The sequence below is a fragment of the Bradyrhizobium sp. CCGB12 genome (assembly GCF_024199845.1).
Taxonomy (GTDB): domain Bacteria; phylum Pseudomonadota; class Alphaproteobacteria; order Rhizobiales; family Xanthobacteraceae; genus Bradyrhizobium.
The window spans coordinates 5,012,516-5,037,642 of sequence record NZ_JANADO010000001.1; the positions used below are offsets into that span (position 1 = coordinate 5,012,516).

The following is a 25,127-nucleotide window of genomic DNA, read 5'->3' on the forward strand; positions in this document are numbered from 1 at the left end:
CGAACTTGCGTCACAATTCGTCTCTAGAAGGGAGACGAACCGCGCAAGGACTCCGAGGCCCGATGGAAGCCAGTGAAGCAAGACGTTTTGTCGTTCTCGACTTCTACCGCTTCGTCGCCGCGCTCGGGGTCTTCATCTTCCACCTGAAGCTGATCGACACGGGCATTTCGCCGGCCTGGAACGGTTCCTACGGCCTGTTCGTGGACATGTTCTTCATCCTGTCCGGCTTCGTGATCTCCTATTCCTATCCATCAGACGCGCGCGGCGTCCGCGCCTATTCCCGCTTCATGATCCGTCGCATCGCGCGGATCTATCCGCTGCACCTGCTGAGCTTGCTCGTCTTCGTGGTGCTGATCGGCGTCGGCCTGGAGCGCACGGCCCGCTCGACCCCGCTGGACTTCCTGTACAACCTCCTGCTGCTCCAGGCCTGGGGCGTCACCAATCACCTCAGCTTCAACTCGCCGTCCTGGTCGATCAGCGCGGAATTCTTCTGCTACCTGATCTTTCCGCTGCTGATGCTGTTTGCGCGCAAGCTGCATCCCCTGGCGCTGGCCGCCGTCGTTGCGGGGCTCTATCTCATCCTGGCGCACGGCCATCTGCCGATCTGGCAGGAACGGTCACAGATGTATGGGGCCAATTACGACTACGGCATGCTCCGCGCATTGCCGAGCTTCCTGAACGGCATCCTGCTCGCGATCCTGTTCCGGATGTCGCAGCCTTATCGGCAGAAGCGGGTGGTGTTCGTCGGCATCGCCATGTTCGGCATCTCCGTGCTCGTCCTCAACGTCTTCGCCAAGCCGGACCTCGCCATTCTGCTGTTCTCCTGCGCCATCCTACTCACCGCTGTCGGCGAAAGCGCCTTCACCGAATTCCCCGGCGCCCGCCTCCTTGGACGGCTCGGCAACACCTCATACGCGATCTACATGCTGCACGATGCCGTTCTCATTGCCGCGTTCAAGCCGCTGTGGACCTGGCTCGGACTGCGCCCGGATCAGTTCGGCCTGTTCGCCCTCGCCTGCTGCGTGGTGCTGACGATCGTCGCCGATCGCACCTACGCCTATTTCGAGAATCCCGCGCGACGCCTCGTCAATCGCCTGGCCGACACCGGGCTCGTGTCCTCGCGCAAGGCCCGGCCGGCGACGGCCGAGACGTCCATACGCTTCGAGAACACCGAGCGGGCGGTCAATTGACGCCGTCCAAAGGGCGTCAGAGCGCTCAGGCGACCTTGCCGTCGGCTTCCCGCACCATCCGCATCGCGCCTTCGTCCAGCAGGGGAGCGACGTTGGCGCGGGACAAGTCCATGACGCCAGGCAGCATCTGACGGACCTGCTCGCCGGCAGCCTGATAGGCGCCGAGGAAGTGCAGCAAAAACTTCTCGAAGCTGTCCCCGACGAGGAACTGGGCCGGCGAGAGCAACAGCTGCTCGCTCACCGCAAAGTGCGCGAACAGGCCCTGGAACTTGTCCTGGTAGGTGATCGCCGCAACGGGCGTTCCCTGCCCGAGCGCAGCAATTGCCAGATGCATGCGGCCGGTGATCACGCCGTCGACCAGACCGACAACGGCCTTGATCTCGCCGGCCGACAGAACCTGATCGACATGATGCACGTGCTCCCCGAGCGCGGGCTGAAGCCGAGCGGCCAGCGGCTGCAGGCAATTGTCGTCGGCAATTTCGGGGCGGTAGTCATGCGCCAGCAGCAACCAGCTTGCATTGTGCTGCCGCGACAGGCGCTCCATGGCGCCCGCGGCAAGCTCTATCATCCGCTCCAGCTTGGCCGGTTCCGGCTTCTTGAATAACATCGGGTGGATGTTGAAGACGAAGACCTTGCGGCCCTGTTCGCGCTGCCGTGCGATCGTGGACGCGATCTGCTTCACCGCCACGGTGTCGACGCGCGGCGTCAGCATGAACGCTGCGTCGGCGACGAGACGCGCGCGCTTTCGGGCAAAATCGTCGAAACGCTGAAGGGATATCGTATCGCGTAGATTCAAGACCACGCCCGGATCGAGCAGTCGGAACACTTCGCGCAACGCCTTCGCGGGACGGGAGTTGAAACTGAAGCCGAGCACGCTGACCTTGGCGCCGAACGCCGCCATCAGGTCGGCAACCAGCAGCATGCGCGCCGCATCCACCGGCGAATAGTATCCATCGAGCACGTCGGCTCCCAGAACCATCCCGAAATCCGGTCGGATGATCGAGAGCTCCTGTGCGACCCTCTCGTAGGAAAACGGCTGTCTCCAGATCTCGAGCGGCTTGAAACCCATGGCGCGCACATCCGCGCTCGCGGCAACGGTGGCGGTGACGATGTAGATCTCCATATCGGGATAGACCCGCTTCATCTCGCCGACGGCGGCTTCGATCATCGCCTCGTCGCCGCGCGACTGATGAATGCTCCAGGGGTCCGACGGCAGCAGGACGAGCCGGCGCGGATCGTTGCGCGGCGCCGCGTTGACGCCGATGTCCTTCCGGGCGATCTGCCACCTGCGCAGCTCAAGAAGATCGACCGCGAAGGGCGTATTCTTAGCGCTGTTGAGCCAGCCTCTGAGTTGCCTGCGAACGGGCACCGGGATCAATTGTTTCACGTCGTTCTCCTCGTCTTCCTCAGGCGGTCGCACCGCGCTTCACGACGAAATCGATCAGCGAGAAGAGCTGCTTCCGCCAAAACAGCAGGATGCACATCAGATACGTCGCGCCGAAACACGACGACAGCAGCCCCATCCGCAAATAGGGGTTCAGGCCGGGGGTCGCCTCGCGGCACAGCACGACCGCGCCATAGGCCAGAACGATGGCACACAGGCAGCCCGCGATCGGACGCAGGAACTGGCTCCAGCTCAGGCCCAGCAGCCGGAGCGCCAGCGCGAATGTCACGGGGGTCACCACGAGCTGCGCGAACGCGAAGATCGTCGCCAGCTGACCAATGTCGCGTGAAGGCAGCAGGAACATCGCGGGCACGGCGGCGCAGAATTTGAGGATGTTCAGCGCAAAGACGTAGTTCGGCTTCCCCAGCGCGCCGAAATAGGCGCTGTTGACGAATTGCACCGTCTGAATCGCGCCAATGAGCATCAGCGGCCTCATCACCGCTTCGCTACCGCTCCACTTCGCGCCGAACAGCAGCAGGGAAAACTCCGGTGCGATCGCAGCAAGCAGCACAAAGATGGGGGAGCCGACCAGCGCGCCGAGACTGACACTGCGCAGATAGGCGCCGGCAATACGGTCGCGCTCGTGAGCGATTTTGGACAGCGCGCTCAACGCGACGTCCATGACCGCCTGGGTGAGGAGTTGCATCAGGATGATGTAGACCCGCGCACCAACCGTGTAGATGCCGAGGGCAGCGACGCCATAGAGCGACAGGATGATCATGTCGATCGTCCGAACGATGGCGAAGTCCAGCAGCCTGTTCAGCACGACGTGGACGCTGTAGCCGGAGAGCTCGCGAAAGCTTCCAGTGTCGTAGCCGCGCATCGGCAGCCACCGCGGCTGGCTCCAGAGCCACAAGCCGCTGATCGCGCTCTGAACGACCACCTGGATCACGAGGCTGAGAGCGCCGAATCCGGCATAGGCGCAGGCGATTCCCACGATGCCGGAGATGGCCGTCGCCACCATGGTCCTGACCGCGAGCACGCGAAAATCCATCTGGCGCTTGTAGAGCGCCTCCTGGAACAGGGTCGCGGTGCCGATCGGAAGCGAGAGGCTGGCGGCCGTCAACAGCGGTGCGAGCCCTTTCACGTCGAGCCAATGCTCGATATCCGTTGCAAGGAACGCAATCAGGACCGCCAGAACCGTCGAAGCTGCAAAGGAGCAGAAGAAGGGCAGCGTCACATCGGCGGACTCGAGCGTGCGCCGCTGGATCAACGCGTCGCCGAAGCCGAACTCGGCGATCGAGCTCAACAGCAGCAGGATGAAGGCGACGAGCGCAGCAAGACCGAAATCCGCGGGATTGAGCAGCCGGGCCAGAACCAGAAACAGGACGAACGACAGCGCCCGGCCGCCCCAGTTCTGGGCAAGCGACCAGAACAAGGCAACCACGACCTGATGTTGTTTGCCCTGCGTGACATTCATCAACAATTCGACCCAATTCCGACAGATCCAACCACAATCGCAGACTAGACGACTTGGCACACGATGCTGCCGCGACGTCACCATCTCCGATCACGGAGGAGAACTCATTGCTCGCTACATTACGACGGAGTGATGGCAATCAGATGAGAGCCGTCACGATCCCGATTTAGTGTGGAAGTGAGTTCAAATCGTGGACTACACTCCAATCAACCTTTGCGAAGTGATGCAAAATGGATGCCTTGATGAATTCGCCCGCCGAGCGTTCTTTCCGTAACTCCAGGCGCTTGCGTGTGGCCATCTACGCACCGCATTTTGCGGAATATTCCTATCGGCTCGCAGCGGGATTGGCGCATCATTGCGACGTCCGCCTCGTGCTCAACGCCAAGGACGCGAACCAGCAGTGGGAACTGGCCGATATCGCCGTGGCCGCGCCCTTCGAAACACGAATTCGCGACCTGAGCCTGCGCCGCGGCGGCGCGATCGGCATCCCCGCCTCCTTCATGGACATAATTTCGTTTCGTCCGGACGTGATTCATTGTCACGAAGTTCCAGAGATCTACACATCCAAGCTGATCCAGCTGCTTCGTCCGTTCGGCATCCCCCTCGCGCTGACGGTTCACGATGCGATTCCGCATTCGGAAGGCGGCTCCGGCACCTCGCCACGTGAAGATGCCTGGCGCGGACGCATGCGCGCAGCCGCATCGGTCGTCACCACGCATGGCGAGAGCTGCATTGCCGATTTCCGCCGCGCCTCGCCTGATTTCAAGGGCGAGACGGTCTCCAGCATGCACGGCGTGCTTATGGTTCCGCCAGCCAAAGGCGCGGTCACCGAGCCGGAGTCTGCGCGGATCCTGTTTTTTGGACGGATGTGGGCATACAAGGGCCTGGACGTGTTCATCGATGCGATCGACATATTGGTCCAGCGCGGAGTGGCGCATGAAGCGATCGTCGCCGGCCGCGGCCCCGAGATGACGCGGCTCGGCGCGCGGATGGAGGCGATGCCGACCGTCAAGGCGATCAACGCCTATATTTCGCCCGCGGATACCGGGCGGCTGTTTCAATCGGCGACCGTGGTCGCCTTGCCCTATAAGGATGCAACACAGAGCGGCGTCCTTGCATCAGCCTATGGGAATGCGCGTCCGGTCGTTGCCAGCGCCACCGGTGGCATTCCCGACGTCGTGACTGACGGCGTCAACGGGCTGCTGGTTCCTCCTGGCGATGCGACTGCGTTGGCCGATGCGCTCGAACGCGTCCTGACCTCGAAGCCTCTTGCCGCGACCTTGACCGAGGGCGCACGGCAGACGGCAGCCGGCATCCTGAACTGGGACCGCATCGCCGAGCAGCTGCTGGGGTCCTATCACAGGCTCGCCGGTCGTACCGTGAGCTGACCGCGACGGGCGGTCTCTCAAACCGATTGCTCGATCTGGGGTCGGAAGAACATGCCGCGGATCGTGCCATCCAGCAGACGCCTCAGCCTCACCTCGATCAATTCATAGCTGATCGCACTTGCGACCAACGACATCACCAGCCCGAGCACGATGAAGGCGGCCCACAGCAGCCAGCGGTCAACACCGAGCGCGACCAGCTTCAGGCCGATCATCTGCAAGGGAAAGAGCACGAAGGGATGCACGAGATAGAGGCTGTAGCTGATCTTGCCGACATATTGGAGCGCCGGCGTACTTAGAACTTTCCCGAGGCCCGATTCCGGGGCAAGCGCCATGCCGAACAGCAGAAATCCGGGAAGGAGCCCCACGAACGGGTGAAACAGCACGAGGCTCGCATACATAGCGGCTCCGCAAGCCAGGCCCGCGAACAGACCGACGGGCCCGGGAATGGAGATGCGAAAACCGGTCGCACTGAACAGCATCCCGATGCAGAAGAACGCGGTGATCGGCCAGTGCAGGAGGCAAGCGATGCCGAGCAGGATCAAGGGGGCGGCCACCATCCTCCCCCCGAAACGCAGCATCGAGAACGTCAATGCGAACCAGATGTAGAACGCCCACTCATAGGTCAACGTCCAGGCATTCTGCTGGGCAATGGGCAAGCCGAGCGCGTCTTGCACGAAGAACAGATTGGCGGCGAAGATCGAGAGATAGCTGGTCAGATCGATGCCGCGGAAGAACTTGTAGGCCACGATCGGCCCGATCGCGAACAGCGCAAGATGCAGCACGACGAACACCGGCATGATGCGCAGGACGCGGTCGAAGAAGAACCGCGGCAGCGAACCGTGCCGAATCAAACTCGCGGGAATCAGAAAGCCGCTGATCATGAAGAACAGCTCGACACCGTGCCCGCCGACATTGATCACCGATTGCAGCCAGAGCCAGAGCGGCGGCAGGAAGCCGGGGTTCGGGATGTCGTACATGCCTGCCTTCGGCATGTCGTAGAAATGGTCCATCAGCACGCTCAGCGCCGCGATGCCGCGAAGGCCCTGGATCGAAGGAACGAATGATCCATCATAGGCGACGCCGGGCTGGTGAGGTGCCTTGATCACTCTGCGGCACCCTGGGTGCTGAGGGCAGGCTCGAGAACAATCGGCTTTCTTCGCGCCGAACGGAACCTATGCCCGAAGGCAATGCTGGGTTTCTCGACGTAGGTGAATGTCATCCAGCTGACGAAGATCGACAACGCCAGGATCATGACGAGGAAGATCGACCATGCCAGCGGCCCATCGCCGACCCAGGCCAGGCGATGGATGAAGACGATCACGAACGGCGACATCAGGTAGACCGAATAGCTGATCACGCCGACGAACGCCATTGGGCGCCACGCCATCTTCTCGCCGAACACGGCAAAGGCGATGAAGACCAGCGCCGCGCAGACATAGGCCGATCCGATCGAATAGCTGTGGAAGAAATTCTCGTGATAGACGCCTCCGAACCGCCGGTCGGACAGGGTGATGGCGAAGATCGCATACATGAGCGTGCAGACGGCCACATGGGTCCATCGCAGCTTTCCGCCAATGACGGTGTCGCGGATGATCTTGCCCAGGAACATCGCCGACAGGTTCAGCCCGACCTCCATCACCGAGGAAACGGTCCTGTTCTCGACCAGGAGCGCAGCGCTGGTTCCGATCAACGCGGCGGCAACGACGATCGTCACCGCCGTGAAGCGCCGGTTCAGCAACCCCATCGCAAAGAGAATGGTGCATCCGACATAGAACAGCAGCTCGATCGCCAGCGTCCAGTAGAACACCCAGAGGTTCGGGACATTCACGAAGGTCTGCAGCATCGTCACGTTCGCGGCGATCTGCCCCAGCGGATAGATCTTCGACTCCAGCAACTGCATCGTCACGAGCCCGACCAGAAGCGAGGTCCAGTAGGCCGGATAGAGCCGAAAGAAGCGGCTGATCGCAAAATCGCGCACGGGCGTGGCGCTGTCCGGAAAGCTGAACGGAATGACGAATCCGCTGACGAAGAAGAACAACACGACGCCGAACCGGCCGAAGTTCATGTAGTAGCCGAACACGTCATGAATGGGCCAATAATAGGCACCCGTCGGGTGCTTTTCGACGATGATCTCGAATACATGCTGGACCAGGACCGACAACACGGCAATGCCGCGCAGCGTGTCGATGAATGCGAGCCGTTTATGCGTCATTCGTTCTCACCTGCTTCCGCTCGCCGCCGGCATATCCGGGCGGAAGCCTTCCAATGACGGCACCGGCTGCCGCATGACAATTGGCACGGCGTCGCCCGCCCGTGCGGAGGTCGCACGCCGCGAGAACACCTCGCTGAAGCTCAACGCGATGATCAGCAGGCCGGATGCCGGACCGTAGTTCAGGACCGTAATCGTGAACAAATTGACGACGAAGATCAGCGTGAGCTTGTAGACGTCGGTGGCGCCGAACGTCGCCCGGAACACCATCACCATGAACGCTGCGAACGGGAGTCCGAACATCAGGTAAGTGCCGATGTAGAAATTGTCGACGGGCACCCAGAAGTGCGCAAGCGGCGAGAACAGCTTCTGCGGATAGTTGAAGCAGCCGGCCCCGCAGCCGGTGATGAGACCAATCGGCATGAGCTGGCTCATATAGACGAAGGGCAGCTGCCAGCTGTTGTTGATGCGATCGACGATACTGAACAGGGTCGAGTGCGGCACCGCCGCGGTGCCGGAAGCGACCACGATCATGAAGAACGGCACAAAGATCGCAGCAAAGGACCACTGTGCGATTCTTCGGATTGCGGGGAAGCGCGATTTCTCCGGCAGCATCCGCACGAACACCAACAAGATCAGGTAGAGCACGAGGACGATCATGGTCGTCTTGCTGGTGGTCAGTTTAATGGCATAGATCGCGATGGAACCGAACAAGAGGCACCACGTCGTGCTCATGCGAATGGACGTGATCGCGAACGACACGAGGATGAAGAAGGCCGCCATGGTGTTGTCGGCCGCAAAGCCCATGAGGCGCTGGTCGTCGCCGCCATAAGCCCACCACAGCCGGCCGGCCTCGCGTACGGCGCCGAAGGACTCGTATTTGTACCCCACCCAAGGCATCAGGTAGAATTTCGTCAGGAAGACGCCGATGATGGAGAGATAGAAGGTCGCTGCGATGACCGACAGCAGCTTTCGATACGAGCCGAGGCTCGAATCGCAAAAGCAGAATCCGACGAATACCGGCAGCATCATCTTGAAGGACGAGATCGCCGCGTTCATCGTACCCATCATGAAGTAGCCGAGCACGAGCGACAACATGATCTGCACGAGCACGACCAGGGCCAGCGTGCTGCGATTGCGCAGGATGCAATGCACGAAGAACTGGGCCAGACACAGAAGCGCGACGCCATCGGGCAGATACCACAGCGTATCCACGTGATAGATGCTGGTGTAGTAGCGCATCACGCCGCCAAAGGCGTCGCGGATCAGGTAGACCCCGAGCGCGATCGCCTCGATATTGAGGCTGATCAGCGTGATTCGCGGCCGATGCAGCGCGAGGATGCTCATATCAGGCTCAATTGGTCAGCCGCGCCGATCGCGCGGCAGATGGCGCGAAATCCGGACGGCTTCCGAGCGCATTTCGCATGAACTTGCCGCCGGGAATTTCGATGTAGAGATAGGTGAAGTGCGAAACCACCAGCACGGCGGCCAGTGAGACGACGAGGTTCAGCGTCGCCGGCAGGCCCGCCCAGATCGAATCCAGCGCAGCGATCCGCCCTGCCCCCACCGCCCGCACGAAATATTCGGCCAGCAGCACCACGAGCGCGTGCACCATATAGATGGAGTAGGAGCGGCGCCCCAGCCAGACCAGCGGCCTGGCCACCAGCATCCGCGGCACCAGCAGCGCGTCCGGAAAGGCCAGCAAGCTGCCGAGGAAGATCGCGAACGTCACCGGCGCGAGGAAAGTTGCCGCAGGATTGGTCTCCGCCAAGGACACGAGGGCGATGCTGGCGATCATCGCGACGAATTGCAGCGCGCCCTGCACAGCAGGGCCCGGCTTGGCCGGCAGGCGATCAACGATCCTGACCGTCAGCACGCCCAGAAAGAAGCTCACGAAGCAGCGCAGAATGCCGAAATCGGTCTGAAGCCCGAGGCTCCTCTTGTCGAGCACGAAGATGATGAAGACCAGACTTCCGACCGCAAGCGCCCCGCAGAGGACGTAGAACCACAACAGGGAACGCATGCGTTGGGCCAGCAGGACGATCAGACCAAACACCAGATAGGTGTAGAACTCGACGCTGATGCTCCAGCTCGGCGCGTTCCAGCTGAGATAGTCGATGAACCCCATCGAATGCAGCAGCAGGACGTTGAGGCCGAAAGAATAGGCATTGTTCACCTCGAAGGCCGCGGGCGCGGCCACCACGACGCCTGCCATGACCAGACCGATACGCAGCAGGCGGAACACGAGATTTGCCAGCAGCATGACGATATGCAGCGGGTAGACCCGCGCCAGACGCCGCACCATGAACTCGCGCAGCGAGAAGCGTCCAAAATCGCTCTCGACATAGCTGAGCGACATGACGATCCCGCTGAGAACAAAGAACAGATCAACCAGCAGCCACGCACTCCTGAAGAAGGAGCAGTTGATCCAAGCGTTATGCGGAAATGCCGCGAGGAAGGTCGGCATCAGCAGGAGATGGTGAATCACCACCGAGGTCGCGGCGATCCCTCGGATGCTGTCGAGCGGCAGGACATGCGCCTTCTCACGATGAACCAACTCCGTCACATCAACATTCCCAGGCTATTGCACCGCAGCAGTGTGTATCAGGGTCTCGCACATGTTCAATGTCTGCGATCGCGGACTCGCATTCGACGCATGACGATCGACGATAATTTCAACCCTTGCAGATCATTCGGACATGCGAACGCCAAGTTCATGCCACTTTTCATCTGGCGCGCGCGTGCGTCGGCGCGCAGGTCGATCAGGATGTGATGATTGCGAGTATTTGCGTGCAAAGTGTGCGCGAAATTCGGCGCTGTTGCGATAGTGGTCTTCGCAGCACGATTGATCTGTCTGCGTGCAGATGTCGCACGGAATATTCTCTCGCTCGAACGGAACAATGCGGCACATCGTGACTTGTGTCGGTTTTTGCGACGCGCGGATATGCGAGTGCCTCTTATGTTTTCAGATTGCAACATTCATGAGCGCGACATGCCGATCTCGCAGGCATTGCATTTCATGTTTTTGCAACCGAGCGAAATGCAGACGACGCATCCGTTGTCGGCAGTTCCGCACTAACTTTTGCGCCGCACAAAAATTGACACAGTTACCTGCCAAGTTTCGGGTGTTCTCCTATTGCAACAGAAGCAAGGAACACGGATGGGCCGCGGACTAACACGTCGTCATGCACAGCCGCGTTGGCTACCGATTCTCTTGATAAGTTCTGCGCTGATCGTGTCGAGCGTCGATGCTTGCCGCGCTCAGTGCGTCGAATTTGCGGACCGCGCCTCGCAACTCGAACTCGACACCTTCGTGAAATCGCCCTCCTCGCTTCTGGAGCGACTGCGCAATGACAAGGAGAAGCTGCGGTATCGGCTCGCGACCTATATCGCGACGAATCCGTCGGTGCTGCCGTCCGTCCAGACGCTCATCTCGGCCTCGGCTTCGACCGATCGCTCGTCCATCGGCGCCGCGCTGCGCATTGCCGAAGGACGATGCACGTCTAAGAAGCCGGACGCTGCGCGCAAGATCAGGGATTTCGTGCAGCGAATCGGCGATCTCAACGTGCAAGCCGGTTATTCCGCCGCGGGAGAGGACGATCCCGGCGTCCAGGCACAATCGCAGGACAAGGGAGCGGCGCAACCACCCCGGGGCACTGGCCTGCTCGACGGCGAATGGAAGACCAAGTTGGCCAATCCATTCAAGCCCGTTCCCATTCCGCAATGATCATGACCGTCAAAGGCAGCGAATTAGCAAATGTATCAGCCTAGAGAACATTTCCAGTCGGGACACCGATTCGGCATCGAATTCGGCGGGGCGGTCCTCAGCTTCGAGCGCGTGGCCGACGTGCTGCGCCGCCAGTGGCCGGTCGTCGCGGCATGCGCCGGCGCGTCGCTGGCGCTGGTGCTCGTCTACCTGATCACGGCGCAACCCATGTATACGGCAAATGCCCGCATCATGATGGATACGCGTCAGGCGCAGGTTCTGGATAAGGACAGCAACGCCAACAGCGCCCTCATCGATACCGGCTACGTCGACAGCCAAGTCGAAGTCATCAACTCGGACGACCTGATTCTGTCCGTCGTCCGTCGCCTGAAGCTGACGGAGGACCCGGAGTTCAATGGCTCCAATCCGGGCCTTCTCTCCATCATCATCGGCAAGGCGACGTCGCTGTTCGGCTCCCGCGAACCGGCATCTCAGGAACAAATCGAACATGCGGTGGTCGAGCAGGTTCAGAAGAACCTGAGGACGGAACGTGTCCTGACAACATATGTTCTGTCGCTCAACTATCGCGCGCGGAGCCCCGACAAGGCCGCCAAGATCGCCAACGCCATCGCCAACGCCTATCTCGTCGGCGCCCTGGAGGCCAAATATCAGTCCACCAAGCGGGCCACCGAATGGCTGCAGCAGCGCAGCCTCGAGCTGAGCGAGCAGGCATCGGCCAGCGATCGCGCCGTCCAGACCTTCAAGGCCGAGAACAACATCGTCGGAACCAGCCGCGGCTTGATGTCCGAGCAGCAATTGTCGGACCTTAACACGCAGCTCGTTCAGGCACGGGCTGCGACCGCCGAAGCCAAGGCCCGGCTTGACCGGATCGATACGATTTCCGATCAGGATGTTGCGCAATCGACTGTGACGGACGCCCTTAACAACTCGGTGATCACCCGTCTGCGCGCTCAATATCTCGACCTCCAGGCGCAGTATGCCGACTGGTCCAGGCGCTACGGCAAGACCCACCTTGCGGCGGTCAACCTGGCCAACAAGATGGACGAGCTGCGCAAGAACATCGCCGACGAGCTGCGCCGGATCGCAGACGCCTATCGCAGCGACTACGAGATCGCAAAGAGCCGGGAGGCCTCGCTCGAAAAGAACGTGAAGGAGCTCGTCGCCCAGGCCGGCAACAAGGGCCAGGCCGAGGTCAAGCTGCGCGATCTCGAAAGCGCCGCCGACACCTACCGCAATCTCTACAACAACTTCCTCGAGAAGCTACAGAGCGCGACGCAGAACCAGAGCTTTCCGCTCAGCGAGGCGCGCCTCATCAGCACCGCCGCCAAGCCGGACCGCAAGAGCTCCCCGCGTACGGTCCTCGCTCTGGTGGGCGGCCTGGTGGGCGGCCTCTGCCTCGGCTTCGGCGCAGCATTCGCGCGTGAATTGCTGAGCGACGTGTTGCGGACCCCGGGCGAGGTCGAGGATGAGCTCGGCGTGAAATGCCTCGGCGTCCTGCCGGACATTCGCCCGCCGACGAAGACCGGCGCGTTGCTTTCGACGTCCGCGAAGACAGGCCCACCCGATCTGTCCCGCTACGTCGTCGATCATCCGTTCTCGCGGTTTGCCGAGACCTTGCGCAACATCAAGGTATCGATCGACGTCGCGCGCCTGACCCGCGAGATCAAGGTGATCGGCATCGTCTCCTCGCTTCCAAAGGAAGGCAAGACGACGGTGGCCGCCAACTTCGCGCAGTTGATCGCCCTGACCGGACATCGCACGGTCCTGATCGACGGCGATCTGCACACGCGCTCGCTGACGCGGGAGCTCGCGCCCAACGCCAAGAGCGGACTGGTGGAGGCTCTCAACGACCCGGCGAGCCTCGGCTATCATGTGCAGCGAAGCAAGGAAACGGGACTGGATTTCCTGCCCTCCGTCGTGGCTTCGCGCATGGTCAATTCGGCCGACGTCATTGGGTCCAAGGCAATGGCCGAGTTGCTCAAGGTGCTGAAGGAGCACTACGAGTACATCGTCATCGATCTTGCCCCGGTGATGCCGGTGGCGGACTCGAAGGCCGTCAGCTTCCTGATCGACGCCATGGTCTACGTGATCGAATGGGGACAGACCACGCGAACCGCTCTTCAGGAGTCGGTTTCGGGGTCGGAAGTCCTCCAGAAGAAGCTGATCGGCGCCGTGCTCAACCGCGCGAACCCGAAGATGCTCAAGCGCATCGAGGCCTATAAGGGCAAGCACCACAACAGCTACTACGTCGAGCACGAGCACGCTTAGGCCGCGGCCGAGCGCCGCTGGCGCAACGCGCTAGCCGAGCTGGAACGACCTCAGGCCCGCTGCCTTTGGCAGCGGGCCTTATTCGTGCCTGGAGGCATTGTCGGGGTCGGGGCCATCAAGCGCGCCGGTGCGCATGGGGACGGCTAGAGCCCCCCGCCCGGTGGCGATCGCTCCAGGCGCGCCCGGACCGCTCCGATCTCCGTATTCGTCCGGAATCCACAAGTTGCGACCATTGCTCTAGCCCAAAAGCAAGGATTGACGACAACTACTGATTGGCTAGGAAACTGCGCCGGCTGCCAAGCCACCCATCGCAAAGCGGCGACAGACCCGGTCCTTGATGCCTCGAGATGCCAAATCTTTAGGCACCTTTCCTTCTTGGTTCCGTGGGGCTAACCTCGGCTCATATTGGCAGTCCGTTTTCGGTGGCTTGGATGCTGATCATCCTTACGATTTTGACAATTTGGGTCCTGCTCAACATCCTGTTCGTGTTGATCGTGGTTCCCCCTCGCAAGCCGCGTCGGCAGTCGATGGCGACGACGCTGTCACCCGCCCCCATCGACCCCAGCAGAAGAGAAATCGAGCAGGACGAACCGTTCTCGGTCCGTCAAGTCATAGCCTCCGTTGCGATGGGGGCCTTCTTCGTGCTCGTGCCGCCGCTCCTTGCCCTGCGCGATGCTATTGTTCGCTTCTTCGGCAGATCCTCACGCGACGGAACCTGAATCTCGCGTTTCCCTACGATTTGAGGATCCAGCCGGCGGCCAGGATTTGCGGCCCTCAGTTAATAGGCTTCCTGGAACATCACGGCAGAGGCGGTGCGCGCCATGATCTTCAGGTCGAGCCAGATGCTCCAGTTGCTGACATACCAGACATCGTACTCGACCCGCTTCTCCATCAGATCGATGGTCGGCGTTTCCCCTCTGAACCCGTTGACTTGGGCCCAGCCGGTCAGGCCCGGCTTCATGTGATGGCGATACACGTACTTGCTGATGAGCTCGTCATAGTAATTGTCGTGGGCGAGTGCGTGCGGGCGCGGCCCGACCAGTGACATGTCTCCGCGCAACACGTTCCAGAGCTGCGGCAACTCATCGATGCTCGTCATGCGGAGGAAACGCCCAATCTTTGTAACCCGGGCATCCTTCTTGGTCGCCTGCGTAACCGTCTCACCATTCTCGGAGACGGTCATCGTGCGAAATTTCCAGATCTGGAACGGCTTGCCGTTGAACCCGCGGCGGGACTGCCGGAAAATGACGGTTCCCGGTGAATCCAGCTTGATCAGAACGGCGACGGTCAGCAGCAGCGGCGTCAGGAGCACCAGCGCGAACAGGGCGATCCCGACATCCAGGCAGCGCTTTTGCAACCGCTCGAGAATACTGAGCGGTGGTCGCTGGATTTCAACCGCGACGGTTCCACTGACCGGCAGGAACGGACGGGCTACCAGATCGGCGAGCGGGTCGTCCGGCAGGAGGCGTATCGGCTGCGGGACGGCGCGCAAGTAGGGGCCCAGCTTTCGGAGCATCGGCAATTCGTTCCAGTCGATCGCAAGCAGATATTCGTCGACATCGGCCGAGCGCGACTGACGGATGACATCTCGAATCTGTCGCTCCCAATGCCCGTCATCCCGATCGGCTCCGAGCACGAAATGGCGCGTGACGTCGAAGCCATTCCTGCGCAGATCCTTGAAGCGACTCGAGGTGAAATCGAGCGGCTTCAGGCTGAGCAGAATCACCTTGCGATCGACCAACCGACTTCTCGCAAAGCTGGTGCCGAACACTGCCTGCCAGACAAAGCGGAGGCTGACCAGGCCAAGTCCGCCGATCACGGCGAAGACGATGACGGTGCCGCGCGACAGATTGTCCGTCGATTTCAGCAGGAACGCCGCCACGGCCAGGATCGTCAGCGACGTCAGCCAGATGAAGACTGCTTTTCGAAGTTGCCAGACGAGATTGAGCAAGCGGTGCGTGGCATAGACGTCCCGGAAATAAGCAACCGCGACGAATACGACGCCGACGAACAATCCGGCCCCCACCGACGCGCCGTCGGCAGGCGAAGCGACGGCCGCGCCATACAGTGAAGCCCCGGCGGCATAACTCAACAGGATCAGCAGAAAGTCAGCAGCGATGACGACGATCTGAAATGGCCTCTGAAGGGCGCCACCGCGCATGGATGACAGCGCATGGGCATTCTCAGAACCATAAGTTGCAACAGCCATTCGAACCTCTGCCTTATCGAGAGAGTGTCTGACGCTCATCGTGATGCTGAAGACTCGTCAATTCCCCGCGCGGAAAGTGTTGAGTGATCGCAGCGACATTGTGGCGCCGCACGCAAAACTTTTGCGATGCACGGATGATGCGCCATGTCGAAATACGCATCGACATTCAACGCGCTGAAAATCTCGTCACAGTGCTGACATATCAGCGGCGCGCTGCCCTATTTTGAATCAAGTTCCGCATCTACCACGATGTCGCAGTGATCGCGCGAGCGCGTCTTCGCTCATCTTTGAGGCGCTTCTTGCTTTCGCGAAGTGCGCAGGAATCATTTGCGGGAACTTCAATGGATTTCTATCTGCGGATGTATCGCTGCAATTTGCATGAGGCATGCATCTTTGCCGCGCTCTGCGTTTCAGCGATGCAATTCGTACTATCAATGCGATCCGTTGCAAAACAAGGTAGGCAAAAACTACCGCCCTTCTTTTGGCGTGATCACGCCGGACAACGATGACGCGACCCCACCGACTTCAGATGGGGAGCCCTCCGGTGCCGGCGACTTGGGGAAATTTTCTCGACCACCCGATCGATTGTGCGCCATGAAACCTCTCGCCCGACCACGACCGCCGATACAAAAGCCGCATTTGCCGGAAGGCGTCCGCATCTATGCGATCTCGGATATTCACGGCTGCGCGCATCTGCTCCAGCCCATGCTTCGGGTGATCGACGTCGACGTGGCTCGCAGCCGCCCACGCTATGCGATCGAGGTCTTCATGGGCGACTACATCGATCGCGGTCCGGATACACGTGCCACTCTCGACATCCTGGTCGAGCGGAGTCGCCGGGGAAATGCGGTTTTCCTCAAGGGCAACCACGAGGCATTTCTGGTGAGGGTGTTCGAAGACCCGTCAATTTTCGCGGATTGGCTCGCCGTCGGCGGGGCCCAGACATTGATGTCCTACGGGCTCGCCCCGCCGGACCTGAAGCGCGACGAGCCGGCATCGATATTGCGCGATTTGATTCGCGCAATGCCGACCGAACATCTCGAATTCCTGGACAATCTGCGGCTGAGCTTCACGTGCGGGGACTTCTTCTTCGTCCACGCCGGCGTTCGCCCGGGCGTTCCATTGGCCGATCAGACGGAGCGCGATCTGCTCTGGATTCGCGAAGAGTTCCTGCAGAGCGAAGTGCAGTTCGGCAAATACGTCGTGCACGGCCATACGCCGGTCCGAAGCGCCGAATTCCTGGCGAACCGCGTCAACATCGATACCGGCGCCTATGCGACCGGCAATCTCACCCTGATGAGCATCCAGGGAAGCCGCATGCTCGCGGTATGACAGGGCCGCAACCGCTTGCCACCGACGCGCGAGACGGCCTCGCAAGGATGGAATGAACGTCCGCGTTTTTCCGGATCATGCCCTAGTTGAGCAGAGGCGCCTTCTCCGGCTGCGCGCGCGTCTGCGCCATCCAGTCGCTCCAGGCTCGCTCGTGCTTGATGTAGAGTTCCACCCAACGTTCGCCATGCATGGCCTGACGGACGCGCGCCGCCTCTCCGATCAAGTCAGCGCCTGGGCGGGTGTCCGGCTTATCCAACGCTTCGAACTCGATGGTTTCCGAGATCGTCAGCCCAACGAGCACGCGCTGTCCGGCGCCATCCACGATGTAGCGTCGTGGAGCGTCCTTCTTGGGCTCACTCATGTCATCATGTCCCGTCGTTTCAGTGTGAAGCTGGGTGCCGACAGCGAATTAGACGATATCTAAAAGGCTCGTCGGGCGTGGCCGAACGTTGAGGTGGGTTGGGGAGTCCGGCGCGAGGTGCCGTAGGACGAATTCGCGTCTCTTCGCTGAACGCGCCAAGCGCGCAGCGCGTATCCCAGGATGAGACCAGCGCCGAAAACGGAAGCGGAGACAAACGCAGAAGTCATAGGATTCGCCCTGAATAGTCCGGCTCCCATCAAGAGCGAGCAGTGTGTCGACATCATGGTTCTCAGTGAATCATCGGCGCCGAAAGATTGCTCAACGTCCGATCCTGCATGCAGCGCTCGCTCCAAGCCTGCCGGCCTCTGTCGCATGCCGCCTCGATCGGCGACGGTCACCGAACACTCTATTGACGACCACTCCATATGAGACAGCCACGCCTCGCAGCCTGAACGCATCCAAGTGATCGGGCAGATGCGCGACGGGCACACCGCACGCGCCCCGCGACAAGGGATTTTCGGGGCGAATTGGCCGACCGATGCCCTTGCAACCATCCGGGAGCCGTCGCATTATTTCGCGTCGCATTTCAGAGGGATTCAATCCAATGAACTTCCGCGCCCTTATTCCATCCATTGCCCTGTCCGTCCTTGGCCTCACCTTGACCGTATCCGTGGCACCGGCCGCCGAACTTGCGCTTGCTCCGGCACATCATCGAGCGGCCTCGGTCCAAGGTGGATACGTCTACTGGGATCCCGTTTACCCGCCCGCGATCTATGGCCCCCAGCTTCGCGCGGTCGAGGAAGTTGCAGCGGTGAAGGCGCAGGCACGGCCTGTGTCCCAGCTCTGGTGGGGATATTGGTACGTTCGGTAGTTCGAACGCTTGGCCGAGCAGCGCTCGGCCCGACTAACGATCGCCGCCACACCGGGCAACCGGATGGCGGCGATTTTTGTTTCGCCTCGAACGCGACAGCCGCGCCAACATCGTCGGCGAGCAGAGGCGCCTGGATCGCGAGGTCAACCGGATTGGACATGAGGCCCGCGGGACACTACTGCGCCGCATCAAGGGTAACTGCGCCTCGAGCAATTTTTGTGGCCGGCGCATAAGAGCATCGACGCCCCACGAAACTCAATATCCCTGTCTGTTCAATCCCTTGCAGCCGTGATTGGGCGAAAGGCTAGCAGGGAATAGCGAATGTAAAACAGCGACATCGGCATTGGCAAAACAGGGAAGTCCTGAACCTACAACAGGGATTTGCCATTCCAGGCACGCGGAGCTGGTCTCACAAACCGTCAAACACAGTAAACGAACACGGAATTCGGCCGCTGCGCCTCCGCCGACATAAGCGACGCTCGTCCGACGACACTAACGAACAGCTCACGTCAAACGCACTTCGCGAGCGCCCACAAAATAGCCGGGGACAACGTCTGCCGGAACTAGCTTCGATCCGAGACGCCACTTCCCTTCTGAAATCCAGCATCGTGAAATAACGAGACACATTTAAGTCATCGTGAAGGAGTGGTGTCTATGGGGGTCACGCTAACTGTGAGAACGCTTCCGGCCGATCCCTGGGACGACGAGGATTGGTTCAGCGAGCTTGCTCGTCTTATCGCAGGTGGTGAGCCGCCTTGGTGGCTTCGAAGATTTTTGGTCTACTGGTCGCGGTGTGTACGCGTCGCTATCGCCCAGGATGGGCGACGCCTCACACGAAAGAAGGTACTGGACCGATTGGTAAAGGCCGGCAAAGAACTCAAGGCGGCGCGTGACGTGCTTAACGAGCCCCAGCTAATGGCATTCGTAGTGCCGCCGAACTATTTCTTTGAGCATTTTGGAGGGCTTGATCTCGCGCTGGTCAAACTTGAGGGCATGATCGAACGAGCCAAGTCGTCCCCTCGTTTAGTTCACGCCGGTGGTAAGATCAAAAACGGAGCAAGCAAAGCCGTACCAGAGGACGTCCTTTCGGCTCAGGTTTTGTGTGCGGCAATCATATATGAAGTCTCGGCCGTATTTACTCGGGGTGAATATTTCGCCCCCTCAAATGCTTACCTGGGGAGGTGCGCTCTTAAGCTGTGGGAATGCTCCGGTGGAGAAATTAAGAGCTGGGGCAATCAGCCCCATCGCGCGTGGCGTCCCTACTTTGTAGAGGCCAAGGAACGACCACGCGACGATATTCGAGCAGAACTGAAGGGATGCGTCGCTTGACGCGCTTTGCCACTGCATGAAAGTCCTCGGACAACTAGAGGATTTCATTCAGTAGCAGTTGAGCTGCAGCCAGCGCAGAATGTTTCGGTCGACCGAAACAGCTGGAGTGAACTATGGAAGTGGCGGCACAATCATATGACGCACTGAAACGTGACAGGGAAACAAGAGCTCTTCACTATCTCTCTCTTGATACGCTCCGCCCATCCTCCACGAACGCGCGCAAGCATAGCCGTGCGCAAATCCGCGCTATCGCCAAGAGCATCGAGGCTTTTGGGTTCAATGCGCCGCTTCTCGTTGATCGCAACAAAACAATTCTTGCTGGCCACGGGCGCTATGAGGCGGCGCGCCTTCTCGGCCTTGCAGACGTTCCTGTCTTATTGCTTGAGCACCTCACCGAAGCGCAAGCTAAGGCTTACATGCTGGCTGACAACAAGCTATCCGATCGCTCGTCCTGGGATGATCACCTACTCGCCGTTCAATTAAAAGAGCTTTCGGAGATCGCGCAAGACTTCGACATCACCACTACGGGATTCGAACTTCCTGAGATCGACATTCGAATTCAATCGCTCGACCAGCCTGACACAACCGACCTAGCCGATGAGAATTGGCCGGCTCTGGGACCAACGGTAACGGTAGAGGGCGACCTTTGGCAACTCGGAAGCCATCGCCTTTATTGCGGCGACGCTTTCAATCAAGACGTCCATGACGCCCTGCTCGGAGATCAGCGTGCGGCGGCGGTCTTCACGGATCCGCCATACAATCTCAAAATCGATGGAATGGTTTGCGGCAACGGCCAAATTACGCATCGCGAATTCGCGATGGCCACCGGCGAAATGTCTCGTGCAGAATATGGCGACTTTCTCTTGAAATTGCTGGACGCGATTCGCGTGCGAAGCGAGCCCGGCGCCGTCATCTACATTTGCATGGATTGGCGCCATATCGAAGATCTGCTGGCAGCTGGTCGGGCCAAACAGCTCGAACTTATCAATGTCTGCGTGTGGTCCAAGAGCAACGCGGGTCTTGGCTCATTTTACCGCTCGCAGCACGAGTTGATCGCGGTATTCAAGAATGGGGACGCCGCGCACCAGAACAACGTTGAGCTCGGCCGTTTCGGGCGCAATCGCACCAATGTATGGCACTATGCCGGGGCGAACTCATTTCCGAGGAAGAATGCAAAGAAGCTGCTTAATCTCCATCCAACTGTAAAACCTGTTCGCCTGGTTGCAGACGCAATTTTGGACTGTACCAAGCCGGACGAACTTGTGCTGGATCTCTTTCTGGGAAGCGGCACAACCATTCTGGCGGCGGAGCGAACGCGACGCCGTTGCTCCGGCGTCGAGATAGACCCCCGCTATGTCGACGTAGCTATCCAGCGCTGGCAGAAGCTCACGGGCCGTGAGGCCCGTGATAGGAACGGTGACACTTACGCAAGTCGCGCCGCTCGGTGTGGAGCAGCGCAGTGACGTCTTCAACCGAACAGCTCAACGTTCCAAACGGCTCGTCCCGTTCCCACCGGCGCCACCGGCAACGAGGTGCTAGCGCGCCATCGATGAGTATAACCGGCTACATCTACGGTTTACTCGGCAACCGTCTCGCGATCGAGCTGGATGGCCGCCGCGCATCGATGACGACGCTCGAGATTATCCTCTTGAAACTTTATCAGAAGGAGCTGTCTGGAGATCATACCGCGCTTGCGGTCCGTTTAAAATACGAGCGGCTGGCTCATCGAATGTCGACACCCTCGCTCGAGCTCGTCTTCGTTGACCAGGACTGTCGCGACGAAGAGATGGAATGGAGCAGCAATCAACCATGAATGAGGACAAGGTCGGCTATCGCAGGCCACCTAAACGCTCTCAGTTCAAGAAAGGTGTCTCCGGCAATCCCAAGGGACGGCCCAAGCGCAAACCCTTTTCCATCGCCGATGCCATCAGCGGCGTCCTTGATGCTGCGGCCACGTACCGCGAGAACGGAAAAGCCAAGACCGTCAGCCGGAGAGAACTGAGTGCGCATAACCACGTCCGTTTGGCGTTATCCGGCGACGTTCGCAGCGCAGCCGCGCTCCTGACACTCCTTACGCATGCGGAAAGGTATGGGGAGCTGAGGAGCCGCAAGATCTTCGTGGTGGATTGGCTTCCCGATTACGAGGGGCAAACAGGCGCACAAAAGACCAGCGAGTTCGCCGCAGAGCAACGGGCACGCGTGCGCCGCTCTGTTACGAAGTCGTCCACGAGTTCGTCCTTGCTGCGCCCGATTGATCCAAATGATACGGAATAGACATGGCGCGCTCTTTCGCCTCCGACCACCTCGAAGTAAAATTGCAACGTCTTCACGACGGTCAAGCCAAGGCCTATTGGGCTTTGCAGGGCAGCCGGTTCAAGGCGTTAAGATGTGGCCGGCGCTTTGGAAAGACGGCTCTCGCCAAGACATGGATCAGCCAAGGCTTGGTTCAGGGTTGGGAATGCGCTTGGTTTGCACCTCAACACCGCACCTGGTCAGAGGTCTACAACGAGCTTTCCGACGAACTTCATCCCATTATCGACACGGGATCAAAGGCAGCCGGTGTCATCCGAATGAACACCGGAGGACGACTCGATTTCTGGACGTTGGAGAACGGGATCGCGGGGCGTGGACGTCGTTACCGTCGCATTGTGATTGATGAAGCCGCTTTCGCCAAGAACGGAAGCAACACGGTAGCCGGTTCTGTGATGGAGCTGTGGGAGAAAGCCATAAAGCCAACGCTCTACGACTATCAAGGAGAAGCGCTGGTCTGCTCCAATTCCTCCGGCAGGGATCCGGAGAACTTTTTTTACAACGTCTGCACCGAGCCCCGATATGGCTTCGCAGAGTTTCGCGCAACGACGATGGATAATCCAATGCTCCCCGTGGTGCTCCCTGCGGAGAGTCAGGTCGCCTGGCAGGCTCGTCGGGATCAGCTGATTGAGACTCTTCAAACTGAAAACGATCCCCTGGTTTATCAGCAGGAGTATCTAGCCGAATTTGTCGATTGGTCCGGGGTCGCTTTCTTTTCACGAGACCGTCTCCTGGATAACGGCCATCCCGTTCCGCTTCCATCTCACTGCGACAGTGTCTTTGCAGTGATTGACACCGCCTCAAAAACGGGGTCCGAACACGATGCAACTGCGGTCACCTACTTCGCTCTTAACACCACGGCGAAGTTTCCGCTCACGATTCTGGACTGGGATATCACTCAAATCGAAGGAGCGCTGCTGGAAACTTGGCTGCCGGATGTGTTCAAGCGTCTCGAGGCTTTCGCCAAGAGCTGCCGAGCGAGAGCGGGCGCGATCGGGGCCTTTATTGAGGACAAGAACTCCGGGACAATCTTACTGCAGCAGGCACTACGTCGGGGCTGGGCGGCACACGCCATCGAGAGCAAACTCACTGCCCTTGGCAAAGATGAGCGAGCGATTTCGATCTCAGGCTACGTATATCAAGGTAAGGTCAAGTACACGGAGCCCGCATTCAGCAAGACCGCCGTATATAAGCAGAGATCAAGGAATCATCTCCTCGATCAAGTAGAGCGGTTTAGGGTCGGCGCAAAAGAGGACTATGAAGATGACCTTCTCGATACCTTTTGCTATGGCGTCGCAGTCGCCCTCGGAAACTCCAGCGGATATTGACGCGCCCATCCACTTGGGAAGGCATGGCTCGGTTCGCACAAGACACACCGGCACTATCGCAGCTTAGCTCGGAATTCCGGCTCTTCCATTGAACCGCGTTCGGTTACACTCTTCTCGAAATGATCGGCATCAGGCGGCCGCGGTGGCTCGCCCGGCATCGTTCGCGAGGCGATAAATGTCCCCGACACAACGAGCGCATCGCCCGTCTCTCTCGCCGCGAGCGTTTCGATGATCGAGACCTGAGCGGGGGCTAGCAGATGAATCGTGATGATGTCGGAGCATAGTGGCCGGACCGAGAAAGACACTTGATTATCATCGGGTGTTTGCACCTCCAGCAGCGAGACGCCCCATTTTTCGAAAGAGAAGCCTTCGGCCTGCAGAAGTTTCACAGCATCCGCATTGCGCGTACGGGCTACTTCTGTCATCGCATCCTTAATCCTCCTTTCCATGATGTTGTTCTTATCATCTCGCGCTTTTCGAGCATCTCTTGCCAGTCTGAAGTATTCAAGCGACGCGGCGGTCGTAAGTTCACAGAATTTCTGCTCCTGATTCGGCAACCGGTGACCGTCCCCAGGTGCGGACGATTGTGAGACGTCCTTGGGCGGACTGATCTCAGCCAGAGAAGTAGCGAATAAACCTCCAATCGTCACCAGCAGGACTGGCGATAGAAAGAGACCCAAAGTAGAAAACGTCAGTCCTATTAGCGAAAGGCAGGCACCGCCAGAACTTCGATAGCGTAGCGCTCTTAACAGACCAATTAACCCGAACAACGTCGATAGGGGCACAAACACAAACCCAATGGTGAAAACGCCTAGAAGGCCAAAGCAGCAACCGATAACGCCGAGAATCGCCCCCTGGTTTTCGCCGCGCCTTGCGAGCCGCCTGTGCGGTTGCTGCCTTGCCCCCTCAGCAAAGTCTGCCAACGGGTTGGCGATCCCGGGCCGTCGCACACCGCAATTCGGACAATATGAAGCCCGATCGGCAACTTCTTCGCCGCAACCCCGACATTCTACAACGACCAAGTCAGCCTCCTCGCCCGCCATGAGCCTTTTAGCAAGGTCTGATAGCTCAGCTTCGGACAAGTATCCAGTTTTGGGATAATCCCGTTTCGGGATCAATTTGACCGTCGCCGAATCAATACGCACGGCGACTAATGGAAAAGTCCCTCAAATCCGCCGAATATGCCCGCCTTATCGCCCTTCTTGTCGCGACGCGACATAAGGCCGGCATCCGCCAACAGGCCCTCGCCAAGAAGCTCCGCAAGCCGCAATCCTTCGTCGCCAAATACGAGGGCGGCGAACGCCGGCTCGACGTCGTTGAGTTCATCACCATTGCAGAGGCGCTGGGGACCGATCCCTTGAAGCTGCTCCGACTCTTTGCGCGCGAAAGAAAGCAATAGCGGCCGGACCGAGCGCCCCTCCGATCGCGTAGACCGGAAACCGTTCGGTCGCAGCGTTCGCCGCCGATTTTTGACCCGCAGCGGACGTTGATCACCGATGGTCCGCAGACGTGCTATAAGGTGCGCCGCGCGTGGAGTGTGCGGCGAGAGGTGGCTTGCATGGGCGGTGAGAATAGGATGCGCCCTCGCGGGTCTCATATGTTCGGCGCGGTTGCTCTGCTGTGCGTCGCATCTGTAATCTTTGATGTCGTCCGTGCACCATCCACTCAGGAAGCCATGCGCAGATCGCTCAAGGAACTTAATCTTTTAGAGCTCGCGACGGCATTCGCCGCTTCATCCCGA

General features: G+C 59.8%; 21 protein-coding genes. 12 read left to right on the forward strand and 9 right to left on the reverse strand.

Annotated features, from left to right (window positions below):
- The first annotated feature begins 62 nt into the window (after positions 1-62).
- Entirely contained in the window at positions 63-1,190 is a 1,128-nt protein-coding gene (locus NLM27_RS23400; protein ID WP_254145569.1) for an acyltransferase, read from the forward strand.
- A 25-nt stretch (positions 1,191-1,215) separates the two neighbouring features.
- On the opposite strand, the gene NLM27_RS23405 is transcribed toward NLM27_RS23400, so the two are convergent.
- Positions 1,216-2,577, reverse strand: a complete 1,362-nt coding sequence (locus tag NLM27_RS23405) for a polysaccharide pyruvyl transferase family protein (RefSeq protein WP_254145570.1) — start codon at positions 2,575-2,577, stop codon at positions 1,216-1,218.
- A 19-nt stretch (positions 2,578-2,596) separates the two neighbouring features.
- Positions 2,597-4,054: a lipopolysaccharide biosynthesis protein gene (locus NLM27_RS23410; RefSeq protein WP_254145571.1), complete on the reverse strand. Its 1,458-nt coding sequence runs from the start codon at positions 4,052-4,054 to the stop codon at positions 2,597-2,599.
- Between the two features lie 290 nt (positions 4,055-4,344).
- Between NLM27_RS23410 and NLM27_RS23415 the strand changes: the two genes are divergently transcribed.
- On the forward strand, positions 4,345-5,442 hold the full coding sequence (locus tag NLM27_RS23415; protein ID WP_254145572.1) for a glycosyltransferase family 4 protein: 1,098 nt from the start codon (positions 4,345-4,347) through the stop codon (positions 5,440-5,442).
- Positions 5,443-5,459: 17 nt separating this feature from the next.
- Here the strand turns inward: NLM27_RS23415 and NLM27_RS23420 are convergent, their stop codons facing one another.
- From NLM27_RS23420 to NLM27_RS23435, 4 genes are read right to left on the reverse strand one after another with little or no spacing between them, the layout of a single operon-like run.
- Positions 5,460-6,548: an acyltransferase gene (locus tag NLM27_RS23420; protein WP_254145573.1), complete on the reverse strand. Its 1,089-nt coding sequence runs from the start codon at positions 6,546-6,548 to the stop codon at positions 5,460-5,462.
- Entirely contained in the window at positions 6,545-7,654 is a 1,110-nt protein-coding gene (locus NLM27_RS23425; protein ID WP_254145574.1) for an acyltransferase, read from the reverse strand. The genes NLM27_RS23420 and NLM27_RS23425 overlap by 4 nt, the downstream gene beginning before the upstream one ends.
- A 6-nt stretch (positions 7,655-7,660) precedes the next feature.
- On the reverse strand, positions 7,661-8,998 hold the full coding sequence (locus tag NLM27_RS23430; protein ID WP_254145575.1) for a hypothetical protein: 1,338 nt from the start codon (positions 8,996-8,998) through the stop codon (positions 7,661-7,663).
- A gap of 7 nt (positions 8,999-9,005) precedes the next feature.
- Positions 9,006-10,217 (reverse strand): acyltransferase, encoded by a 1,212-nt coding sequence (locus NLM27_RS23435; protein ID WP_254145576.1) that lies wholly within the window; start codon positions 10,215-10,217, stop codon positions 9,006-9,008.
- 648 nt (positions 10,218-10,865) lie between these two features.
- On the opposite strand from NLM27_RS23435, the gene NLM27_RS23440 reads away from it, so the two are divergent.
- From NLM27_RS23440 to NLM27_RS23450, 3 genes are all read left to right on the forward strand, one after another.
- Entirely contained in the window at positions 10,866-11,378 is a 513-nt protein-coding gene (locus NLM27_RS23440) for a hypothetical protein (protein WP_254145577.1), read from the forward strand.
- 30 nt (positions 11,379-11,408) lie between these two features.
- Entirely contained in the window at positions 11,409-13,646 is a 2,238-nt protein-coding gene (locus tag NLM27_RS23445; RefSeq protein ID WP_254145578.1) for an AAA family ATPase, read from the forward strand.
- Between the two features lie 431 nt (positions 13,647-14,077).
- Positions 14,078-14,365, forward strand: a complete 288-nt coding sequence (locus tag NLM27_RS23450) for a hypothetical protein (protein WP_254145579.1) — start codon at positions 14,078-14,080, stop codon at positions 14,363-14,365.
- 59 nt (positions 14,366-14,424) lie between these two features.
- On the opposite strand, the gene NLM27_RS23455 is transcribed toward NLM27_RS23450, so the two are convergent.
- Entirely contained in the window at positions 14,425-15,855 is a 1,431-nt protein-coding gene (locus NLM27_RS23455) for an undecaprenyl-phosphate glucose phosphotransferase (protein WP_309144802.1), read from the reverse strand.
- 594 nt (positions 15,856-16,449) lie between these two features.
- On the opposite strand from NLM27_RS23455, the gene NLM27_RS23460 reads away from it, so the two are divergent.
- Positions 16,450-17,187: a metallophosphoesterase gene (locus tag NLM27_RS23460; protein WP_254148905.1), complete on the forward strand. Its 738-nt coding sequence runs from the start codon at positions 16,450-16,452 to the stop codon at positions 17,185-17,187.
- Between the two features lie 82 nt (positions 17,188-17,269).
- On the opposite strand, the gene NLM27_RS23465 is transcribed toward NLM27_RS23460, so the two are convergent.
- Complete coding sequence (locus NLM27_RS23465; RefSeq protein ID WP_254145581.1) at positions 17,270-17,548, reverse strand: hypothetical protein; 279 nt, start codon at positions 17,546-17,548, stop codon at positions 17,270-17,272.
- A 1,525-nt stretch (positions 17,549-19,073) separates the two neighbouring features.
- Between NLM27_RS23465 and NLM27_RS23470 the strand changes: the two genes are divergently transcribed.
- From NLM27_RS23470 to NLM27_RS23490, 5 genes are all read left to right on the forward strand, one after another.
- Positions 19,074-19,748 (forward strand): hypothetical protein, encoded by a 675-nt coding sequence (locus NLM27_RS23470; RefSeq protein WP_254145582.1) that lies wholly within the window; start codon positions 19,074-19,076, stop codon positions 19,746-19,748.
- A 113-nt stretch (positions 19,749-19,861) separates the two neighbouring features.
- Entirely contained in the window at positions 19,862-21,211 is a 1,350-nt protein-coding gene (locus NLM27_RS23475) for a site-specific DNA-methyltransferase (protein WP_254145583.1), read from the forward strand.
- Positions 21,208-21,561: a hypothetical protein gene (locus NLM27_RS23480; protein ID WP_254145584.1), complete on the forward strand. Its 354-nt coding sequence runs from the start codon at positions 21,208-21,210 to the stop codon at positions 21,559-21,561. Before NLM27_RS23475 ends, NLM27_RS23480 begins: the two co-directional genes overlap by 4 nt.
- Positions 21,540-22,022 (forward strand): DUF5681 domain-containing protein, encoded by a 483-nt coding sequence (locus tag NLM27_RS23485; protein WP_254145585.1) that lies wholly within the window; start codon positions 21,540-21,542, stop codon positions 22,020-22,022. Before NLM27_RS23480 ends, NLM27_RS23485 begins: the two co-directional genes overlap by 22 nt.
- Before the next feature lie 2 nt (positions 22,023-22,024).
- The gene (locus NLM27_RS23490; protein WP_254145586.1) at positions 22,025-23,386 is read left to right on the forward strand and encodes a hypothetical protein; all 1,362 of its coding nucleotides are present in this window, start codon (positions 22,025-22,027) and stop codon (positions 23,384-23,386) included.
- A gap of 53 nt (positions 23,387-23,439) precedes the next feature.
- Here NLM27_RS23490 and NLM27_RS23495 read toward each other — a convergent pair whose 3' ends face one another.
- On the reverse strand, positions 23,440-24,309 hold the full coding sequence (locus NLM27_RS23495) for a hypothetical protein (protein WP_254145587.1): 870 nt from the start codon (positions 24,307-24,309) through the stop codon (positions 23,440-23,442).
- 230 nt (positions 24,310-24,539) lie between these two features.
- On the opposite strand from NLM27_RS23495, the gene NLM27_RS23500 reads away from it, so the two are divergent.
- Positions 24,540-24,785, forward strand: coding sequence for a helix-turn-helix domain-containing protein (locus NLM27_RS23500; protein WP_254145588.1), 246 nt, complete (start codon positions 24,540-24,542; stop codon positions 24,783-24,785).
- The last annotated feature ends 342 nt before the right edge of the window (positions 24,786-25,127 follow it).